At 60.4% G+C, this 17782-nt stretch carries 16 protein-coding genes; 6 read left to right on the top strand and 10 right to left on the bottom strand.

Annotation, left to right across the window (positions count from 1 at the left end; all coding sequences use genetic code 11):
• Positions 1 to 2: 2 nt before the first annotated feature.
• The 4 genes from C9411_RS17390 to C9411_RS17375 all read right to left on the bottom strand — a co-directional run bounded on the left by C9411_RS17390 (position 3) and on the right by C9411_RS17375 (position 6287).
• Positions 3 to 2243, bottom strand: a complete 2241-nt coding sequence (locus C9411_RS17390; protein ID WP_063988888.1) for a TonB-dependent receptor domain-containing protein — start codon at positions 2241 to 2243, stop codon at positions 3 to 5.
• Between the two features lie 122 nt (positions 2244 to 2365).
• The gene (locus tag C9411_RS17385; RefSeq protein ID WP_107227558.1) at positions 2366 to 4492 is read right to left on the bottom strand and encodes a S9 family peptidase; all 2127 of its coding nucleotides are present in this window, start codon (positions 4490 to 4492) and stop codon (positions 2366 to 2368) included.
• A gap of 54 nt (positions 4493 to 4546) precedes the next feature.
• On the bottom strand, positions 4547 to 5344 hold the full coding sequence (locus C9411_RS17380; protein ID WP_107227557.1) for an energy transducer TonB: 798 nt from the start codon (positions 5342 to 5344) through the stop codon (positions 4547 to 4549).
• 103 nt (positions 5345 to 5447) lie between these two features.
• Positions 5448 to 6287: a ChaN family lipoprotein gene (locus C9411_RS17375; protein ID WP_107227556.1), complete on the bottom strand. Its 840-nt coding sequence runs from the start codon at positions 6285 to 6287 to the stop codon at positions 5448 to 5450.
• A gap of 177 nt (positions 6288 to 6464) precedes the next feature.
• Between C9411_RS17375 and mmuP the strand changes: the two genes are divergently transcribed.
• Entirely contained in the window at positions 6465 to 7874 is a 1410-nt protein-coding gene (mmuP, locus tag C9411_RS17370; protein ID WP_047730133.1) for an S-methylmethionine permease, read from the top strand.
• On the top strand, positions 7864 to 8802 hold the full coding sequence (gene mmuM, locus C9411_RS17365; RefSeq protein ID WP_107227555.1) for a homocysteine S-methyltransferase: 939 nt from the start codon (positions 7864 to 7866) through the stop codon (positions 8800 to 8802). The genes mmuP and mmuM overlap by 11 nt, the downstream gene beginning before the upstream one ends.
• A gap of 49 nt (positions 8803 to 8851) precedes the next feature.
• Here the strand turns inward: mmuM and maeB are convergent, their stop codons facing one another.
• The 5 genes from maeB to C9411_RS17345 all read right to left on the bottom strand — a co-directional run bounded on the left by maeB (position 8852) and on the right by C9411_RS17345 (position 12594).
• Positions 8852 to 11131, bottom strand: a complete 2280-nt coding sequence (gene maeB, locus C9411_RS17360) for an NADP-dependent oxaloacetate-decarboxylating malate dehydrogenase (protein ID WP_016926766.1) — start codon at positions 11129 to 11131, stop codon at positions 8852 to 8854.
• A gap of 214 nt (positions 11132 to 11345) precedes the next feature.
• Positions 11346 to 11519, bottom strand: coding sequence for a hypothetical protein (locus C9411_RS25860; protein WP_172837464.1), 174 nt, complete (start codon positions 11517 to 11519; stop codon positions 11346 to 11348).
• Positions 11500 to 11880, bottom strand: a complete 381-nt coding sequence (locus tag C9411_RS17355; protein WP_063988885.1) for a DUF2570 family protein — start codon at positions 11878 to 11880, stop codon at positions 11500 to 11502. Before C9411_RS17355 ends, C9411_RS25860 begins: the two co-directional genes overlap by 20 nt.
• Positions 11877 to 12278, bottom strand: a complete 402-nt coding sequence (locus C9411_RS17350; RefSeq protein WP_019453868.1) for a M15 family metallopeptidase — start codon at positions 12276 to 12278, stop codon at positions 11877 to 11879. The genes C9411_RS17355 and C9411_RS17350 overlap by 4 nt, the downstream gene beginning before the upstream one ends.
• Complete coding sequence (locus tag C9411_RS17345) at positions 12268 to 12594, bottom strand: phage holin, lambda family (protein ID WP_004936551.1); 327 nt, start codon at positions 12592 to 12594, stop codon at positions 12268 to 12270. Before C9411_RS17345 ends, C9411_RS17350 begins: the two co-directional genes overlap by 11 nt.
• A 294-nt stretch (positions 12595 to 12888) precedes the next feature.
• On the opposite strand from C9411_RS17345, the gene C9411_RS17340 reads away from it, so the two are divergent.
• The gene (locus tag C9411_RS17340) at positions 12889 to 14388 is read left to right on the top strand and encodes a glycosyl hydrolase family 18 protein (protein WP_033635479.1); all 1500 of its coding nucleotides are present in this window, start codon (positions 12889 to 12891) and stop codon (positions 14386 to 14388) included.
• A gap of 85 nt (positions 14389 to 14473) precedes the next feature.
• On the opposite strand, the gene C9411_RS17335 is transcribed toward C9411_RS17340, so the two are convergent.
• Positions 14474 to 15415, bottom strand: a complete 942-nt coding sequence (locus C9411_RS17335) for a LysR family transcriptional regulator (RefSeq protein ID WP_063988884.1) — start codon at positions 15413 to 15415, stop codon at positions 14474 to 14476.
• Between the two features lie 404 nt (positions 15416 to 15819).
• Here C9411_RS17335 and C9411_RS17330 point away from each other — a divergent pair, with 404 nt between their 5' ends.
• The 3 genes from C9411_RS17330 to C9411_RS17320 form a co-directional block, all read left to right on the top strand.
• On the top strand, positions 15820 to 16413 hold the full coding sequence (locus C9411_RS17330; protein ID WP_063988883.1) for a lytic polysaccharide monooxygenase: 594 nt from the start codon (positions 15820 to 15822) through the stop codon (positions 16411 to 16413).
• A gap of 257 nt (positions 16414 to 16670) precedes the next feature.
• Positions 16671 to 17621 (top strand): transaldolase, encoded by a 951-nt coding sequence (gene tal / locus C9411_RS17325; protein WP_063988882.1) that lies wholly within the window; start codon positions 16671 to 16673, stop codon positions 17619 to 17621.
• A 17-nt stretch (positions 17622 to 17638) separates the two neighbouring features.
• The coding region (locus C9411_RS17320) for a hypothetical protein (protein ID WP_146158885.1) at positions 17639 to 17782 on the top strand (144 nt) is incomplete at its 3' end.

Raw genomic sequence — 17782 nt, 5'->3', positions numbered from 1 at the left:
GTTTAGAAGCGTACCTCCCCGCCGAAGATATAAGTCCGCCCACGGGCGGTGTTGGTCGGCGTCTCATACTGCGACTGCGACGGCAGCGAGTTCATCTTGTTCAGCGCGTCCGAATAGTCTCTGTCCATCAGGTTTTGCACGCTGAGCTTCAGCAACAGATTGCGATTCACCTGATAGGTGCCGTATAGATCGATAATGGTCGGAATATGCGGCGCCGGCTCTTTCAGCAACTGCTCATTCTCATCGTAATCAGAGTCCGGCGACAGGCGCACCGATTTGCCGGTGTATTTCACCACCCCGCCCAGCGTCAGTTTCTCGTCCAGCAAGCGTACCCCGCTGTCCAGCGTGAAGTAGAATTCCGGCAGTTCGCTGACATCGCCCGCGCCGAACACGTTGCTGGCCTGGTTGGTCGGCTGGGAGGTATGCTCCTTGCTTAACGACAGCTTGGTGAAGGCGAAACCGGCGTCGTACAGCGCTTCGAGCTCCACCCCGCGCATTTTGACCGGTTCGGGGGCGTTGCTGTACATGGTCATGCTGACGTTGGCGTCCGCGTTATCCCACTCTTCCTGCGTCGCCTGCGAACGGTTGCACTTCTGGCGGTTTTTACACACCAGGTAGGTTTGGCTGGATATGTAGTTTTTGATTCTGGTTTCGAAATAGACCGCTTTCAGCTGGAAACTGTCCTGCTTGAACAACAGATCGTGGGCATTGGCATTGAAACCGCCCTGCCAGGTCTCCGCTTTTTCGCCCTTCAGGAACGGGTTCATCGACTGGCCGCCGCTGTTGGCGAAGAACACCTCCTGGATATTCGGCCCGCGCATCGACTTGCTGTAGCTGACGAACGGCTGCAGCCACGGCGTCACCTGCGCCGACAGCATGACCGACGGGTTGAAGCCGTGTTCATTGCGGTTGATATTGCCGGCGCCCTGCGGGAAGCACTCTACGCGCTCGTCACAGGCCGGCTTATAGCCGGAGAGGCGATAGGCGGTGTAGTTCAGATCGAAATTCCCCTGCCAGATGCCGTAGTTGGCCTGCAACCCGCTGTACAGGCTGGAAATATCTTGCTTGCCCGACATTCCCACCGGCGAACTTTCCGCCTGATTGTCATCCGTCACCAAACCGGAGGCCTTTTTCTTATACTCGTTGCGCACCAGCTTGCCGCCGTAGCTGAAGGCGAAATCGACGTCCTGCAGGCTGAAACGGCTGGTGTTGTTGATATCCAGCGCATCGGAGATGTTTTTCGCCGTGCTGTCGCTGAAGCCCGCCATGTTGTTGGACATAAATTGCTGCTTGCCGCGGCTGGTGCTGGCGGTCAGGTTGAAATCGATCAGTTCCGAGAACGGCGCGTAGTGATATTTAAGGTAGAAATCGTCGCTGTCGATGTGGCGGCGGGTGATTTTATTCTGGTAGCTGCGCGCCGACAGTTCGATGCTGTTGAAGGCATCCGGCTTGATGTCCACCTTAAACAGCTGGGATTTCGGGTTCTGGCGGTAGGTTTTATCGACGTTGAACATCTCGCTGTCGAAACCGGCGCCGTTTTTGTAGTTGGAGGTGATGGAACTGCCGCTGATCGCCGCCATCGCCCCCAGGCTGCCGCCGTCGGCAAAGGCGGCGGTTTTGGCGCCCACGGCGATCATGCCGCTGCGGCCGATGCCGTTATTGCCCACCGAGAATTTGGTGCGCACGCCGAACGGGTTATCGGAAAACACCACGTCGTCCACGCCGATAGTGCGGAAGTTGGCGCTGCCCGCCAGGGCGTTCACTCCAGCGGAGCCGGTGGCATTGCCGCGCGCCACGTCAACGCCGACGATAAAGTTAGGATCGATCAGCGCCCCGAACTGGCTGGTGGGCAATCCCCCGTGCGCTGCGTCGTTCGGCGAGTTGCCGTAGTAGTTTTGGGTGATGCCGTCGACCATGGTGTTGACCCGGCCAAAGCCGCTCAGGCCGCGGATATTGACGCTGACCGAACCCTGGCCGGGATCGATCTGGGTATAGGTGCCCGGCATGCTGCGCAGAATGCTGTCCACTGACTCCAGATTCTTGTTTTCATCGCGCGAGCTGAACGCGCCCGGCCGGGCCAACGCGTCTTTTTCGCTGCTTTTGCCGCTGTCGGCGGCCGAGACGTTGAGCGGGCTGAACGCCACGCTGCCTTTATTATTTTCCGCCTGTTCCTGCGCGGCCGCAGCCTGCCCGTACAGCGCCAGTCCCGCGCCGATCAGGCTCGCTATCATTTTGATTTTCATATATCCCCAGAAATAGCCAATAAGGTTTGATGGCCGACAATGCCCAGCAAAAAGCCCGCCGAAACGCGCGGTAAAAGATTGTTATTGTTTTATTGCGCCGCAGCGTGCCGCGGCGCTGAAGGTTATTTCTGCGCCTGCCGATCCGCCGCCAGAATAAAGGCGTACTCCAGCGCGCCGTTTTCCAGCCGCGCCAGGCGGCCCGACTTGCCGCCGTGGCCGGCGGTCATGTCGGTGGAGAGCAGCAGCAGCGAATCACCCTGCTTGAAGCGCCGCAGCTTCGCCACCCATTTGGCCGGTTCCCAATACTGCACCTGCGAGTCGTACAAGCCGCTGGTAACCAGCAGGTTCGGGTAACGCTGCTTGCGCACGTTGTCGTACGGGCTGTAGGACTTCATCAGCGCATAGGCGGCCGGCTGGTGCGGGTTGCCCCACTCCTCGTATTCGCCGGTGGTGAGTGGAATGCTGTCGTCCAGCATGGTGGTCACCACGTCGACGAACGGCACCTGCGCCACTACCGCGTTGTACAGCTGCGGCGCCTGATTGATCACCACTCCCATCAGCAAGCCGCCGGCGCTGCCGCCCATGGCGTAGATGCGCCCCGGTTGGCCGTAGCCGTCTTTGATCAGCGCCTGGGTGGCGTCGATGAAGTCGTTGAAGCTGTTCGGTTTGTGCGTCAGCTTGCCCTGTTTGTACCAGCTCTGCCCCAGCTCGCCGCCGCCGCGCACGTGGATCAGCGCATAGACGAAGCCGCGATCCAGCAGACTGATGCGGTTGGCGCTGAACGCCGGATCCATGCTCATGCCGTAAGCGCCGTAGCCGTATACCAGCAGCGGGTTATGCCCGTTTTTGAACAGCGATGTGCGGTACACCAGAGAGACCGGCACCTTCACGCCGTCGCGCGCCGTGACCCAGATGCGCTCGCTGTGATACAAGCTGGGATCGACGCCTTTCACTTCCTGCTGCTTCAGCAGGGTGCGCTCGCCCTTGTTCAGATCCCACTCATAGGTGCGGGTCGGCGTGGTCATCGCCGAATAGCCGTAGCGCAACCGATCGCTGTCCGGCTCCGGGTTATAACCCAGCCAGGCCATGTAGCTGGCGTCGTCGAACGGGATGGCGCGCTCGGTTTTGCCGTCCCAGCTGATTTGCCGCAGCTGCACCAGCCCGTTGGCGCGCTCCTGCACCACCAGCCAGTCGCGGAACAGGCTGAAGTTCTCCACCTCGTGCTGCACCTGCGGTGCGATCAGCGTCTGCCAGGGTTTGCCCGCCGCCGCCGTGCGGTACAGGCCAAAGTTCGGATCCTGATGGTTGGAACGCAGATAGAACTCGCCGCGGTAGTGATCGAGATAGTACTCGCGGCCGTTCTGCCGGGCGGCAAACAGCTGCGGCTCGCGCTGCGGCTGGTTGGCGTCGATCAGGCGCACCTCGGAGGTGGTGTTACCGCTGATGGTCAGAATCAGATAATCACGCGAGGACGAGCGGCCAAGGCTGAGGTAGAACGCCGGGTCGTTTTCCTGGTACACCAGCTTATCTTCCGCCGTCGGTGTCCCGTACTGATGGCGATAGACCTGGTACGGCAACAGCGTTTGTGGGTGGTTGCGCACGTAGAACAGGGTTTGGTTGTCGTTGGCCCACACCATGTTGCCGGAGGTGTTTTCCAGCGTTTCCGGCGACCAGCGTTCGCTGCCTATCTCGCGCAGGGAGATGCGGTATTGGCGGCGGCCCTGCAGATCTTCGGCCACCGCCAGGCGGCGGTTGTCCTGGCTGACGTCCATCGCCCCCAGGCGATAGTAGGCGTGGCCGGCCGCGCGCTGATTGGCGTCCAGCAAGGTTTGCCACGGCGCGTCGGCGGTGAGCGCCTGGCGCTGATACAGCGCGAAATCTTTACCGGCGGCGTAGCTTTCCTGATAGCGATAGCCGTTGAGCTGATACGGCACCGAACGATCGTCAGGGTTCATGCGGCCCAACATCTCCTGATACAGCGTGGCGCGCAGCTTCTGGTACGGCGCCATCATCTGCTCGGTATAGCGGTTCTCCGCCTTCAGGTAGTCCAGCACCTTCGGCTCTTTTCGGCTGTCGTCGCGCAGCCAGTAGTAATCGTCGGTGCGCGTCTCGCCGTGCGCCGTCAGCGCTTTCGGCGCGCGTTCCGCCAACGGCGGCTGCGGTTGCGCCAGCGCGGCGCCAGCGATGCCTAAAGAAAGCCAGAGCGCGGCCGCGATGCGACGGCGCGGGGTGAATAACAGCGGATTCATAATCCCTCACGAAGTTTGAAGAGGCGCACGACGGCGATGCGGCGCCTGCGGGCATTAACGGCGGGCGTTCAGCTCCGCCAGATTGAAATCGATCGGCATCGTCACCTTGACGGCCCCCTGCTGCAGCATCTCCGGCGGCGGCGGCGGCAACGGCTGGGCGCGCGATACCACCGCCACCGCTTCCCGATCCAGCGACGCGGTGCCGGAACGCACCTGCAGCATGACGTTCGAGACCCGTCCCTGCGCGTCAACGCTGAAGCTGACCTGCGGCATGCCGCTGCGCCGGCGGCTGCGGGCATCCAAAGGGTAATCCTTGATGCGGTTCAGTTTGCCTTTCACCAGGCTCTCCCACGACAGTTTGGCCTGCACGTTGCTGTTGGCGTCGCTGTTGATCGGTGCGGCGGTCTGGTGGGAGAGCGTCTGCGCCTGCGGCGCGGCGGCGCTGGACGCGGCGGCATTGCGCGTCTCTTTGGCCTGTTCCTGCGGCTTCGGCTGCGATTTTTGCGGGGGTCGGTGTTCGGCGCGCTTCTTCTGCGCCGTCACGATTTTCGCTTTCTCGGCGTGCGCCAGCTTGGGCAGATCCGGCTGTTGCTGCTGCTCCGCCGGCTGCGCCGCGGCGGACTCCGCCTGCTGCACGCCCAGCGGCAGCGGCTTGCTTTCCGGCGCTTCAATCTGCGCCGCCCAGCTCATCATCACCGCCGGCGGTGGCAACACCACCGGCTCCAGCGCCGTCTGCGGCCAGTAAAACAACAGCACCAACGCCGCGTGCGCCGCCAGAGCGAGCAGCAGGCCGCGCGCCCAGCGCGGCTGCGGCAGTTCAAAGGCCGGGAGGGAGTAAGACTGACTTAACATAGGGGCATTAGCTTTGCTTAATTGCGAATGATTGCAGATCACATTTACTAATGATAATCATTTGCAAATATAATTAACACCCCTTTTCACTGTCTTAACGTATTCATTTCACTGATGGTGTGAGCCACAGGTAGTCTGCGGTGTTCGCATCGACCTGTACGCCCTGCTCCGCCAGCATCAGCACCGTCGGCGCCGCCGCCGGTTGCAGATCCCGCACGTGCAGCGGCACCCCCACCGATTTGGCGGCGTGATAGCCGCCGGCGATCAGCAGCGCGGGCGTGGGCGCCGCCAGCAGACGTTCCGCCATGCGCCGGTCGCGCTGCTGCTGGATCGCCAGCATCGCATGCAGCTGGTCGGCCTCAATCTTGCCGCCGTGCGAAGTGCGGATGGTCTCTTCCAGCGCCTTGCGCACCGCCGGCTGCGCCGATAGTTGCCCCGCCGGGAATTGCGGCTGCTGATAGAACGCCGTAATCTCGCTGCGATCCAGATTGGCCGACCACAGCGGGTAAGGCGCGCGCATCGCCGCCATCGTCACCCCGCCATACAGCGCCCACTTCCAGCCCGGCTGCCAGGCGATCAGCTCCGCTACGCGGCCGTCGCGCACCGTCGGATCGCTCTGCAACCACTGCTTCACCTTGTCGACCTGCGCCTGCTGGTTCGGGTTGATCATCTCCATCAGCACGCTGCCCTGCGGCCGCCGCAGCGGTAACTGCTGCACCAGCCATTCCTCAATCTGATGGTGGTAAGGATTGTCATGCTTCTCCCCCAGGATCACCCGCGGCTGCTGCGCCAGTCGCGTCAACAGCTGCTCCGGCGTCAGGGTCGCGCCGCTGTGCAGATCGGTGATACTCCCCAAACTCGCGACGTCGCTGGCCGGCGCCTTCACCGGCGTTTGGCTGCAGGCGCCGAGCGCCAACGCCGCCAATAAAATCAGGTATCTCATCATGTTGCCCCATTATCGAAAATGGCGACATTATAGATAATAATTATCATTTGCATATAGATCCGGCTTAACGATTTTTTTACGCGGCGATCGCCGGCTGCGCATTGCGTTGAAAAAGCATTGCGGGTATAACCAATAGCCATTCAGATATTTAGACGTCTATACGGATAGATTATTATGCAACCATCGGCACCCGCCGCAGGACAGTTCAAACGCAGCATGAAGGCCCGGCACCTGGTGATGCTGTCGCTGGGCGGCGTGATCGGCACCGGGCTGTTTTTCAACACCGGCTACATCATCTCCACCACCGGGGCGCTCGGCACGCTGCTGGCCTACCTGATCGGCGCGCTGGTGGTGTATCTGGTGATGCTGTGCCTGGGCGAGCTGTCGGTGGCGATGCCGGAAACCGGCGCTTTTCACGTCTATGCTTCGCGCTATCTGGGGCCGGCCACCGGCTATGCCGTCGCCTGGCTGTATTGGCTCACCTGGACGGTGGCGCTCGGCTCCAGCCTGACCGCCGCCGGATTCTGCATGCAGTACTGGTTCCCGCAGTCGCCGGTGTGGCTGTGGTGCCTGATCTTCTGCGCGGCCATTTTTCTGCTCAACGTGGTGACCACCCGTTTTTTCGCCGAAAGCGAATTCTGGTTTTCGCTGATCAAAGTGGTGACCATTCTGGCGTTTATCATTCTGGGCGGCGCCGCCATGTTCGGCCTGCTGCCGATGAAAGACGGCACGCCGGCGCCGTTCCTGCATAACCTGACCGCTTCCGGCTGGCTGCCGCACGGCACGCTGCCGATCCTGATGACCATGGTGGCGGTGAACTTCGCCTTCTCCGGCACGGAACTGATCGGCATCGCCGCCGGTGAAACCGAAAACCCGGAAAAAGTCGTGCCGCTGGCGATCCGCACCACGGTGATCCGCCTGATGCTGTTCTTTATCGGCACGGTCTTCGTGCTGGCGGCGTTGATCCCGATGGATCAGGCGGGGATCGTCAAAAGCCCGTTCGTGCTGGTGTTTGAACGCATCGGCGTGCCTTACGCCGCCGATATCTTCAACTTCGTGATCCTGACCGCCATCCTGTCGGCGGCCAACTCCGGCCTGTACGCCTCGGGGCGCATGCTGTGGTCGCTGGCCCACCAGCGCACCCTGCCGGCCTACTTTGCGCGCGTCAATGCGCGTGGCATTCCGATCAACGCCCTGACCTTCAGCATGCTCGGCGGCGTGCTGGCGCTGCTGACCAGCGTGATCGCGCCGGACACGGTGTTTGTCGCCCTGTCGGCGATCTCCGGTTTTGCGGTGGTGGCGGTGTGGCTGAGCATCTGCGCGGCCCACTTTGCTTTCCGCCGCGCCTACCTGCGCAGCGGCCAGCCGATAAGCGGCCTGAAATACCGCGCCCCCGGTTACCCGCTGACGCCGATCCTCGGCTTTGCGCTGTGCCTGCTGGCCTGCATCGGGCTGGCGTTCGATCCGGAGCAGCGCATTGCGCTCTACTGCGGACTGCCGTTCGTCGCCCTGTGCTACCTCACCTATTTCCTGACCCGGCGCGCCGGGCAAAAAACCGCTTTGGGAGAACAACATGTCGGTTAATAACCCCGTCGCCCGCCTGCTGGCCGAACACCCCACGCTGATCCTGGACGGCGCGCTGGCCACCGAGCTGGAAGCGCGCGGCTGCGATCTGACCGATCCGCTCTGGTCGGCCAAAGTGCTGATTGAAAATCCCGAGCTTATCTATCAGGTGCATCTCGATTATTTCAACGCCGGCGCCCACTGCGCCATCACCGCCAGCTATCAGGCCACGCCGCAGGGCTTCTTGCGCCGCGGCCTGGATCAGGATCGGTCGCTGGCGCTGATCGCCAAAAGCGTGCAGCTGGCGCAACGCGCGCGCCGCGATTATCTGGCCGCGCACCCGCAGGCCGCGCCGCTGCTGATCGCCGGTTCGGTGGGCCCGTACGGCGCCTATCTGGCCGACGGCTCGGAATACCGCGGCGACTACCGGCTGGCGCAGGATGACATGATCGCCTTCCACCGCCCGCGTATTGCAGCCCTGGCCGCCGCCGGCGTCGATCTGCTGGCCTGCGAAACGCTGCCGTCGTTCGCCGAACTGCAGGCGCTGCTGACGCTGCTGCAGGAATTCCCGACGCTCGGCGCCTGGTTCGCCTTCACCCTGCGCGACAGCCAACACCTCAGCGACGGCACGCCGCTGACGGAGGTCCTGTCCGCGCTGCGCGGCAACCCACAGGTGTTGGCCATCGGCATCAACTGCATCGCGCTGGACAAGGTCGCCCCGGCGCTGCGCCAACTGGGCGCGCTGGCCGACAAACCGCTGCTGGTTTACCCGAACTCCGGCGAGCACTACGATGCGGTGAGCAAAACCTGGCACGCCTGCGGCGGCGAGCACGGCAGCCTGGTCGATCAGGCGACGGAGTGGCGCACGCTCGGCGCACAATTGATCGGCGGCTGTTGCCGCACCACCCCGCAGGATATCCGCGCCATCGCCGCACGCTGCAAGGCATAAAAAAGCCCCCGGCGCCAGCGGCGCAGGGGGCCAGTCACTCAACCTGGGCTTACAGCGGTTCGGTCTGGGCTTCCACTACCGCCAGCGCCACCATGTTGACGATGCGACGCACCGAGGCGATCGGCGTCAGGATGTGCACCGGCTTGGCGACCCCCATCAGCACCGGCCCGACGGTCACCCCTTCCGAGCAGGAGACGCGCAGCAGGTTGTAGCTGATGCGCGCTGCTTCCATGTTCGGCATGATCAGCAGGTTGGCCGAGCCTTTCAGCGGGCTGTCCGGCATCAGATCGTGACGGATGCTTTCCACCAATGCGGCGTCACCGTGCATTTCGCCGTCGATCTCCAGCTCCGGCGCCAGCTCGTTCACCAACTCCAGCGTTTTACGCATCTTGCGCGCCGCCGGGCAGTCGGAAGACCCGAAGCTGGAGTGAGACAGCAGCGCCACCTTCGGCTCGATACCGAAGCGGCGCACGGTTTCCGCCGCCATCAGAGTGATCTCCGCCAGCTGCTCCGGCGTCGGATCGTCGTTGACGTAGGTGTCGGCGATAAAGGTGTTGCCGCTCGGCAACAGCAGCGCGTTCATCGCACCGGCGACGTGCGCGCCTTCACGGAAGCCGAACACGTTCTTCACCACGTCGTAATGCTCATGGTAGCTGCCGATGGTGCCGCAGATCATCGCATCCGCTTCGCCGCGGTGCAGCATGATGGCGGCGATCAGCGTCGGGTTGCCGATCACCGCGCGGCGCGCCTGTTCCTGCGAGACGCCGCGACGTTTCATGATCTGGTAGTACTCGCCCCAGTATTCGTTAAAGCGCGGATCCGACTCGTTGTTTACCACTTCGAAATCTTTGCCCGGCGTCAGCTGCAGACCCAATTTTTTCAGGCGCATCTCGATCACGCTCGGGCGGCCGACCAGGATCGGGAAGGCCAGCCCCTGCGACACCAGCTCCTGCGTGGCGTGCAGCACGCGCTCTTCCTCGCCTTCCGCCAGCACCACCCGCTTCACCTCTTTGCGCGCCTGCGAGAAGATCGGCTTCATGAACAGGTTGGTTTTGTAGACGAACTCCGCCAGCTTCTCGACGTAGGCGTCGAAGTCTTCGATCGGGCGCGTCGCCACGCCGGAATCCATCGCCGCCTTGGCTACCGCCGGCGCGATCTTGACGATCAGGCGCGGATCGAACGGTTTCGGAATGATGTATTCCGGCCCGAAGGAGAGATCCTGGTCGTCATAGGCAGAAGCCACCACGTCGCTCTGCTCCGCCAGCGCCAGATCGGCGATGGCATGCACGCAGGCCAGCTTCATCTCTTCGTTGATGGTGGTGGCGCCCACGTCCAGTGCGCCGCGGAAAATGAACGGGAAGCATAGGACGTTGTTCACCTGGTTCGGGTAGTCGGAACGGCCGGTACAGATGATGGCGTCCGGGCGCACCGCTTTGGCCAGCGGCGGTAAAATTTCCGGTTCCGGGTTGGCCAGCGCCATGATCAGCGGATCGCGCGCCATGGTTTTCACCATATCCTGCGTCAGGACACCCGGGCCGGAGCAGCCGAGGAAGATGTCGGCGTTCGGGATGGCGTCGCCCAGCGTGCGCTGGCCGTTATCCTCGATGGCGTAGGCGGCTTTGGTCTGCTCCATGTTGGCGTCGCGGCCTTTATAGATGACGCCCTTGGAGTCGCAAACGGTGATGTTCTGTTGCCGCAGCCCCAGCGCCACCAGCAGGTTCAGGCAGGCGATGGAGGCCGCGCCGGCGCCGGACACCACCAGGCGTACGTCGGAGATATTCTTCTTCACCACGCGCAGGCCGTTGAGCACCGCCGCAGTGGTGATGATCGCCGTGCCGTGCTGGTCGTCGTGGAACACCGGGATCTTCATGCGCTCGCGCAGTTTCTGTTCGATGTAGAAACACTCCGGCGCCTTGATGTCTTCCAGGTTGATGCCGCCGAAGGTCGGTTCCAGCGCGGCGATAATGTCGATTAACTTGTCAGGGTTATGCTCATCCACTTCGATATCAAACACATCGATACCGGAAAACTTCTTGAACAAAACGCCCTTGCCTTCCATTACCGGCTTACCGGCCAACGCGCCGATATTGCCCAGACCCAGTACCGCCGTGCCGTTGGAAATCACCGCCACCAGATTGCCGCGCGCGGTGTATTTGTAGGCCGCCAGCGGATCTTCGGCGATCTCGAGGCAAGGCGCGGCGACGCCCGGCGAATAGGCCAACGCCAGATCGCGCTGGGTCGCCAACGGTTTGGTAGGGGAAACCTGGATCTTCCCTGGGACAGGAAACTGATGGAAATCAAGGGCACTCTGTTTGAGCTGTTCGTCCATTATGGATTCCTTTGTTTTTTGCTTTTATGTTGAGGTAAGGCTTTGAGGCTGCGCCCTGCCGTGGGCCGTGGCGCCCAAGTACAATGACAGGGCACAGCCTTGAAGTATAGTGAGAGAAACATCACAAACTTTGAAGCGCGCCATAACCTGGGTCGAAAGACCGTTTTAAAAGTAAAAAAAGAAGGTCTGCGGGACGCGCAGAGAAACGCCGCCGTCAGTGCGACGGCAGCGTGGCGCGCCAGGCGTTGAGCGTCTCCACCTGACCGGCGCAAATGTGTAACGAGGTTTGTAACGCCAGGGTATAGCTTACCGCATCGCCCCAGGTCTCGCCTTGCAGCTGCGGTTGCTCACAGGGCGCAAACACCGACTCAGGGGGCAACAGCGGCACGGCCTGGGGCGCCGGCGGCCGGGCGCAGGAGCTCAAGCACAGCGCCAGGCAGAGGCTGAGCAGCGCAGGGATCGTTTTTAATCGCTTCACGGTATTTCCTCTGATAAGCCTCGTGCTGTTGGCGCAGCTGCCGTTCCTGCCGCTGCTGCGCCGCCATCAGCACACGGTTTTGCGCATCCTGGGTCTGCAGGGTGGCGATCAGACCGGCCTGCTGCGCCAGGCTTTTTTGCAGTTCCTCCGCCTGTTGCCGCGCAGACGCCAACTGGTGCGACAACAGCGAGCTGTAGCTACCAAGGCAGATAGCCGCCAGCAGCAACAGCAACAACCCGCCCTGCATCAGTTTTTGCAGCCAGCCGCTCATGCCGGGTAATCCCGAAACGGCAGTTGGAAGTGCGGGCCATCCTTGAGGGTTTTCCACTCGCCGCCCCATTCGACGTTGATGCCGCATTCGCGCGCCGCGCGCCGCACCGCCACCGCAATCTGCGCGTAGTAATCCCACTCCCAGGAGACCACGCCCGCCGGCATCGCCACCACGTCCACCGCGTGGCCGGTCAGGTGGCGGCTGCGCAACGTTTGGCTGCTGCCGGCGCGCACCATTTCCCGCTGGCGCGCCATGCTGCGCAGCCCCTCGCTGACGGAGAACGGCACCAGCGAATAACGCAGCGCCAGACGAATAACGCGCACCAGATCCGGGTGCACGCCGCGCAGGTTCTCTTCGCTGCGGGCGGTAAAGCGAATATCTTCGATGTCATTTAACATTTTTAAACCCCGTTTTTTTACCAATGAATTTCTTAATTAAGGCGTTGATGTAATCCGCCCCCATAAAGCCAATCAGCACGCTGGCCAAATTCGCCCACTTTAATTCCAGGCCCATCAACGCCAGCGCATCGCGTACCGTCCAGGCTAATAACGCGCACATCGCCGCATTCAATAAACGGCGCCGAATGCCCACGTTGCGATAGGCGCCGTGCAATAACGCCATTACGCCGGCCAGAATGGCGTTCAATACCGGCTGCAGATATTCACATACTCGCTGGACTATTAAGCCAACAGCGTCAGGCTCTATGCTGGACATAGCTCATCTCCTTTTTTTATTTTTAATTAAATGCCAATCACGGCCGGTGGGACATCGGATAATCAGAATCTAGTTAAGGATGCTATGACAAAGCAAATGAATAAATACAGGCCCTACGGTCGAATTCATTCATGCTGAACGCTGGCACAACACCTAGACGCTAATGCAGGCGGCGGTAAATAAAAATTCATTGTTATCGTGATTTATTTCGACTTTTGTTTTCACCAAAAATAAACATTAATGGCTGTGGGAAATAGTTCCCCACCCTAAAAACATCCACTCTGGAGAAATGCCATGTCCACACGCAAAGCCGTTATTGGGTATTATTTTATTCCGACCAACCAAATCAATAATTACACCGAGTCCGATACCTCCGTCGTGCCGTTCCCGGTTTCCAACATCACGCCGGCCAAAGCCAAACAGCTGACGCACATCAACTTCTCGTTCCTGGATATCAACAGCAATCTGGAATGCGCCTGGGATCCGGCCACCAACGACGCCAAGGCGCGTGATGTCGTCAATCGCCTGACCGCGCTCAAAGCGCACAACCCCAGTCTGCGCATCATGTTCTCCATCGGCGGCTGGTACTACTCCAACGATTTGGGCGTGTCGCACGCCAACTACGTCAACGCGGTGAAGACCCCGGCATCGCGCACCAAGTTTGCCCAATCCTGCGTGCGCATCATGAAGGATTACGGCTTCGACGGCGTGGACATCGACTGGGAGTACCCGCAGGCCTCAGAAGTGGACGGTTTCATCGCCGCGCTGCAAGAGATCCGCACCCTGCTGAATCAGCAAACCGTCGCCGACGGCCGCCAGGCGCTGCCGTATCAGTTGACCATCGCCGGCGCCGGCGGCGCCTTCTTCCTGTCGCGCTATTACAGCAAGCTGGCGCAGATCGTCGCGCCGCTCGATTACATCAACCTGATGACCTACGATCTGGCCGGCCCCTGGGAGAAGATCACCAACCACCAGGCGGCGCTGTTCGGCGACGCGGCCGGGCCGACCTTCTACAACGCGCTGCGCGAAGCCAATCTGGGCTGGAGCTGGGAAGAGCTGACCCGCGCCTTCCCCAGCCCGTTCAGCCTGACGGTCGACGCCGCAGTGCAGCAACACCTGATGATGGAAGGCGTGCCGAGCGCCAAGATCGTGATGGGCGTCCCCTTCTACGGCCGCGCCTTCAAAGGCGTCAGCGGCAGCAACGGCGGCCAGTACAGCAGCCACAGCACGCCGGGCGAAGATCCGTATCCGAGCACCGACTACTGGCTGGTGGGCTGCGAAGAGTGCGTGCGCGACAAAGATCCGCGCATCGCCTCCTATCGTCAGCTGGAGCAGATGCTGCAGGGCAACTACGGCTATCAGCGGTTGTGGAACGACAAGACCAAAACCCCTTACCTGTATCATGCGCAGAACGGGCTGTTCGTCACCTATGACGATGCCGAAAGCTTCAAATACAAAGCGAAGTACATCAAGCAGCAGCAGCTGGGCGGCGTGATGTTCTGGCATCTGGGGCAAGACAACCGCAACGGCGATCTGCTGGCCGCGCTGGATCGCTATTTCAACGCCGCAGACTACGACGACAGCCAGCTGGATATGGGCACCGGCCTGCGCTACACCGGCGTCGGCCCCGGCAACCTGCCGATCATGACGGCACCGGCCTACGTGCCGGGCACCACTTACGCGCAAGGCGCGCTGGTGTCCTATCAGGGTTACGTCTGGCAGACCAAATGGGGCTATATCACCTCGGCACCCGGTTCCGACAGCGCCTGGTTGAAGGTGGGCCGCGTGGCGTAAGCCATAAAAAAACCCCGTAGCCGAGCGCTGCGGGGTTTTCATTGAGTTAACCGTTTGATTTTCGCGTCCCTTCGTCTCTATCCCTTCAGTTGTGGCACCAAGGATAGCCGCCATCCCGCACCACTTCCCGGCCCATCAGGCTGTAAACATCGCTTTTGCGCGTCAGCCGCTCATGCCACCAGTTAAACCCGGCGCCCTTGCTGGCCGGATGCCACGCCAGCCAAATCATTTCGTCGCCCTTCTGCATCTCCACCGGCACCGTCACCAGTTCGCCGCTGGCCAGCTCCTTTTCAATCAGCGACGGCGGCAGAAAAGCGTGGCCGATGCCGCGTTTGAGCAGCGCCAGGTTGCTTTCCACGTCGCACACCACCAGTTGGCGCTGCAGAGGCAGCGTACCGTGATTGCGTTTGGGCAGCTCATGGCTGCTGTCGGCGATCGCGACCACGATGTCGTTCAAGCGCTGCTTCTTGCACACCGGCTTTCTCTGCGCCGCGAACGGGTGCGAAGGCGACACGCACAGCACAAAGTTGAGCTTGCCGAGCATCAGGGTTTTGGCCTGTACGCTGTCGGGAATTTGGCCAATGGCGATGATCAGGTCCGCCCGGTTGTTCTTCAGCGCATCCCAGGTGCCGTTCAAGGCTTCCCGCTGCACCGAGATATTGGCGTTCGGGCAATGCTGAATATAATCGCGGATATCCTGCGTCAGGGTCTCCAGCGGGAAGAAGGTGTCCACCGCCAGGCGGATATTATTGTCCAGCTTGGGGATGTTTCTGACCCGACTTTCCAGATCCTGCACCGCATTTAATATCCAGCTGCCCTCCTGCAGGAGAAACTCCCCTTCATCCGTCAGGGTAATCATGGGGCCATTGCGATGAAAAAGTTTCACGCAGAGTTTGCTTTCAATATTGGAAACCCGATAAGAGATCGCCGAGGGCGTTTTATGCAGCGCCTCCGCCGCCATAGAGAAAGAGCCGGTGCTCTTGATGGTGCTGATTATTTTAATCGCGTCCAGGGATAATCTAGTCATACAAATTCCTCTTTAAAATAAAATAAGAAAAATGACACTAAATTCCCAAGGTGGTGGCGCACAAAAATCGATCAAGTCGAACAAGGGTGCTCAAGGCAACAAGCAATATACTTCATAAATGAGAGCGCTATCTTAAATACTATTCATCACTACCTGATATAAATTTCATCATAGCGCCGTGCTTTTACATTGTGAAAGTTAAATAAATTCGGCCTAACGATCAAAGATCGTCATCATAATATTTTTCGTTAATAGCCGGTAAAACATTCCGATCTACGGCCAAACCAGAATGATAAAAATAAAACAAGCCGACAGAAATGGTTATTTCCAATTACGTTATTAGCCTCTCATTTTGTCGGTGAAATACGCTCAACTTACAACATAATTTCAGTCAGGAGTGACTTATGAACAAATCTTCCCGTACCCTGCTCTCTCTGGGCCTGCTGAGCGCGGCCATGTTCGGCGTTTCGCAACAGGCGAATGCCCACGGTTATGTCGAATCGCCGGCCAGCCGCGCCTATCAGTGCAAACTGCAGCTCAACACCCAGTGCGGCAGCGTGCAGTATGAACCGCAGAGCGTCGAAGGCCTGAAAGGCTTCCCGCAGGCCGGTCCGGCTGACGGCCATATCGCCAGCGCCGACAAATCCACCTTCTTCGAACTGGATCAGCAAACGCCGACGCGCTGGAACAAGCTCAACCTGAAAACCGGCCCCAACTCCTTTACCTGGAAGCTGACCGCGCGTCACAGCACTACCAGCTGGCGCTATTTCATCACCAAGCCGAACTGGGACGCTTCGCAACCGCTGACCCGCGCCTCCTTTGATCTGACGCCGTTCTGCCAGTTCAACGACGGCGGCGCCATTCCTGCCGCGCAGGTGACCCACCAGTGCAACATACCGGCAGATCGCAGCGGTTCGCACGTGATCCTTGCCGTGTGGGATATAGCCGACACCGCCAACGCCTTCTACCAGGCGATCGATGTCAACCTGAGCAAATAATCGGCCAAATGAGGCGATCTTTGAGGGTTCAGCCTGGCGCTGAACCCTTCTTTTTTGGCTCTCGCGCTACCGCCTCCTTCGCCTGCCACCGCCGCAAGCCGCGCCCCGCCTGGGTTTATTCGGCATTCATTGTTATTATCCATCGCAACAATCAGAAAAAGCGCATTTTCATTCCCGACCCGATGATGCAGTGTGTTCCCCCTACGATGCAAAAGGTTCTCATTTCCCTACGTTGAGCTTGGTCAAGGAGCTTATCAATGAATCAATTAGACGCACTCAAGCAGCTGACCACGGTGGTCGCCGACAGCGGCGATATCGAATCCATCCGCCAGTTCGAACCCCAGGACGCCACCACCAACCCTTCGCTGATCCTGAAAGCCGCCGCGCTGCCGCAGTATAAAGCGCTGATCACCGAAGCGCTGGAGTATGCCCGCCGCCAGGGCGGCAGCAAGGAAACCCAGCTGATCAACGCCAGTGATAAGCTGGCGGTCAATATCGGCGTCGAGATCCTCAAAAGCGTGCCGGGCCGCATCTCCACCGAAGTGGACGCCCGTCTGTCGTTCGATCGCGGCATGTGCGTCGCCAAAGCGCGCAAGCTGATCGCCATGTATCAGGAACAGGGCATCGACAAATCGCGCATTCTGATCAAACTGGCTTCCACCTGGGAAGGCATCAAAGCCGCCGAAGAGCTGGAAAAAGAAGGCATCAACACCAACCTGACGCTGCTGTTCTCCTTCGCTCAGGCTCGCGCCTGCGCCGAAGCCGGCGTGTATCTGATCTCGCCGTTCGTCGGCCGCATCTATGACTGGTATCAAGCCAAACAGCCTGCCGCCGACTACGATGCCGATCAGGATCCGGGCGTGAAGTCGGTGCGTACCATCTATGAATACTACAAGCGTCATCGTTACCAGACGGTGATCATGGGCGCCAGCTTCCGTAAGGTTGAGCAGATTTTGGCGCTGGCCGGCTGCGATCGCCTGACCATCGCGCCGAACCTGCTTGAACAGCTGAAAAACAGCGACCAGCCGGTCGAGCGCAAGCTGACCCCGTCTACCGAGGGCTTCCACCAACCTGCCCCGCTGGCCGAAGCGGAATTCCGCTGGCTGCACAATCAGGACGCCATGGCGGTGGAGAAACTCGCCGAAGGCATTCGCCTGTTCGCCGTCGACCAGCAGAAGCTGGAAGACATGTTGGCCGCTCAACTGTAACCGCACTGGAGTAAAACATGTCCTCTCGTAAAGCGCTTGCCAACGCCATCCGCGCACTCAGCATGGACGCCGTACAAAAAGCAAATTCCGGCCACCCGGGGGCCCCTATGGGCATGGCGGACATCGCCGAAGTCCTGTGGCGTGACTACCTCAACCACAAC

Origin of the sequence: Serratia sp. Nf2, from assembly GCF_003028435.1 — a bacterium.
GTDB lineage: Bacteria > Pseudomonadota > Gammaproteobacteria > Enterobacterales > Enterobacteriaceae > Serratia > Serratia marcescens_L.
The sequence above is the reverse complement of the archived record's forward strand: the minus strand, read 5'-3'. Positions and strand labels throughout refer to the sequence as shown.

Bases quoted from the DNA above. Each gene is read 5' to 3' on its own strand.
- maeB (WP_016926766.1), bottom strand. From the start codon at position 11,131: ATGGACGAACAGCTCAAACAGAGTGCCCTTGATTTCCATCAGTTTCCT.
- C9411_RS17345 (WP_004936551.1), bottom strand. From the start codon at position 12,594: ATGTCCAGCATAGAGCCTGACGCTGTTGGCTTAATAGTCCAGCGAGTA.
- C9411_RS17375 (WP_107227556.1), bottom strand. From the start codon at position 6,287: ATGAGATACCTGATTTTATTGGCGGCGTTGGCGCTCGGCGCCTGCAGC.
- tal (WP_063988882.1), top strand. From the start codon at position 16,671: ATGAATCAATTAGACGCACTCAAGCAGCTGACCACGGTGGTCGCCGAC.
- C9411_RS17340 (WP_033635479.1), top strand. From the start codon at position 12,889: ATGTCCACACGCAAAGCCGTTATTGGGTATTATTTTATTCCGACCAAC.
- C9411_RS17355 (WP_063988885.1), bottom strand. From the start codon at position 11,880: ATGAGCGGCTGGCTGCAAAAACTGATGCAGGGCGGGTTGTTGCTGTTG.
- C9411_RS17380 (WP_107227557.1), bottom strand. From the start codon at position 5,344: ATGTTAAGTCAGTCTTACTCCCTCCCGGCCTTTGAACTGCCGCAGCCG.
- C9411_RS17385 (WP_107227558.1), bottom strand. From the start codon at position 4,492: ATGAATCCGCTGTTATTCACCCCGCGCCGTCGCATCGCGGCCGCGCTC.
- C9411_RS17335 (WP_063988884.1), bottom strand. From the start codon at position 15,415: ATGACTAGATTATCCCTGGACGCGATTAAAATAATCAGCACCATCAAG.
- C9411_RS17330 (WP_063988883.1), top strand. From the start codon at position 15,820: ATGAACAAATCTTCCCGTACCCTGCTCTCTCTGGGCCTGCTGAGCGCG.
- mmuP (WP_047730133.1), top strand. From the start codon at position 6,465: ATGCAACCATCGGCACCCGCCGCAGGACAGTTCAAACGCAGCATGAAG.
- C9411_RS17350 (WP_019453868.1), bottom strand. From the start codon at position 12,278: ATGTTAAATGACATCGAAGATATTCGCTTTACCGCCCGCAGCGAAGAG.
- mmuM (WP_107227555.1), top strand. From the start codon at position 7,864: ATGTCGGTTAATAACCCCGTCGCCCGCCTGCTGGCCGAACACCCCACG.
- C9411_RS17390 (WP_063988888.1), bottom strand. From the start codon at position 2,243: ATGAAAATCAAAATGATAGCGAGCCTGATCGGCGCGGGACTGGCGCTG.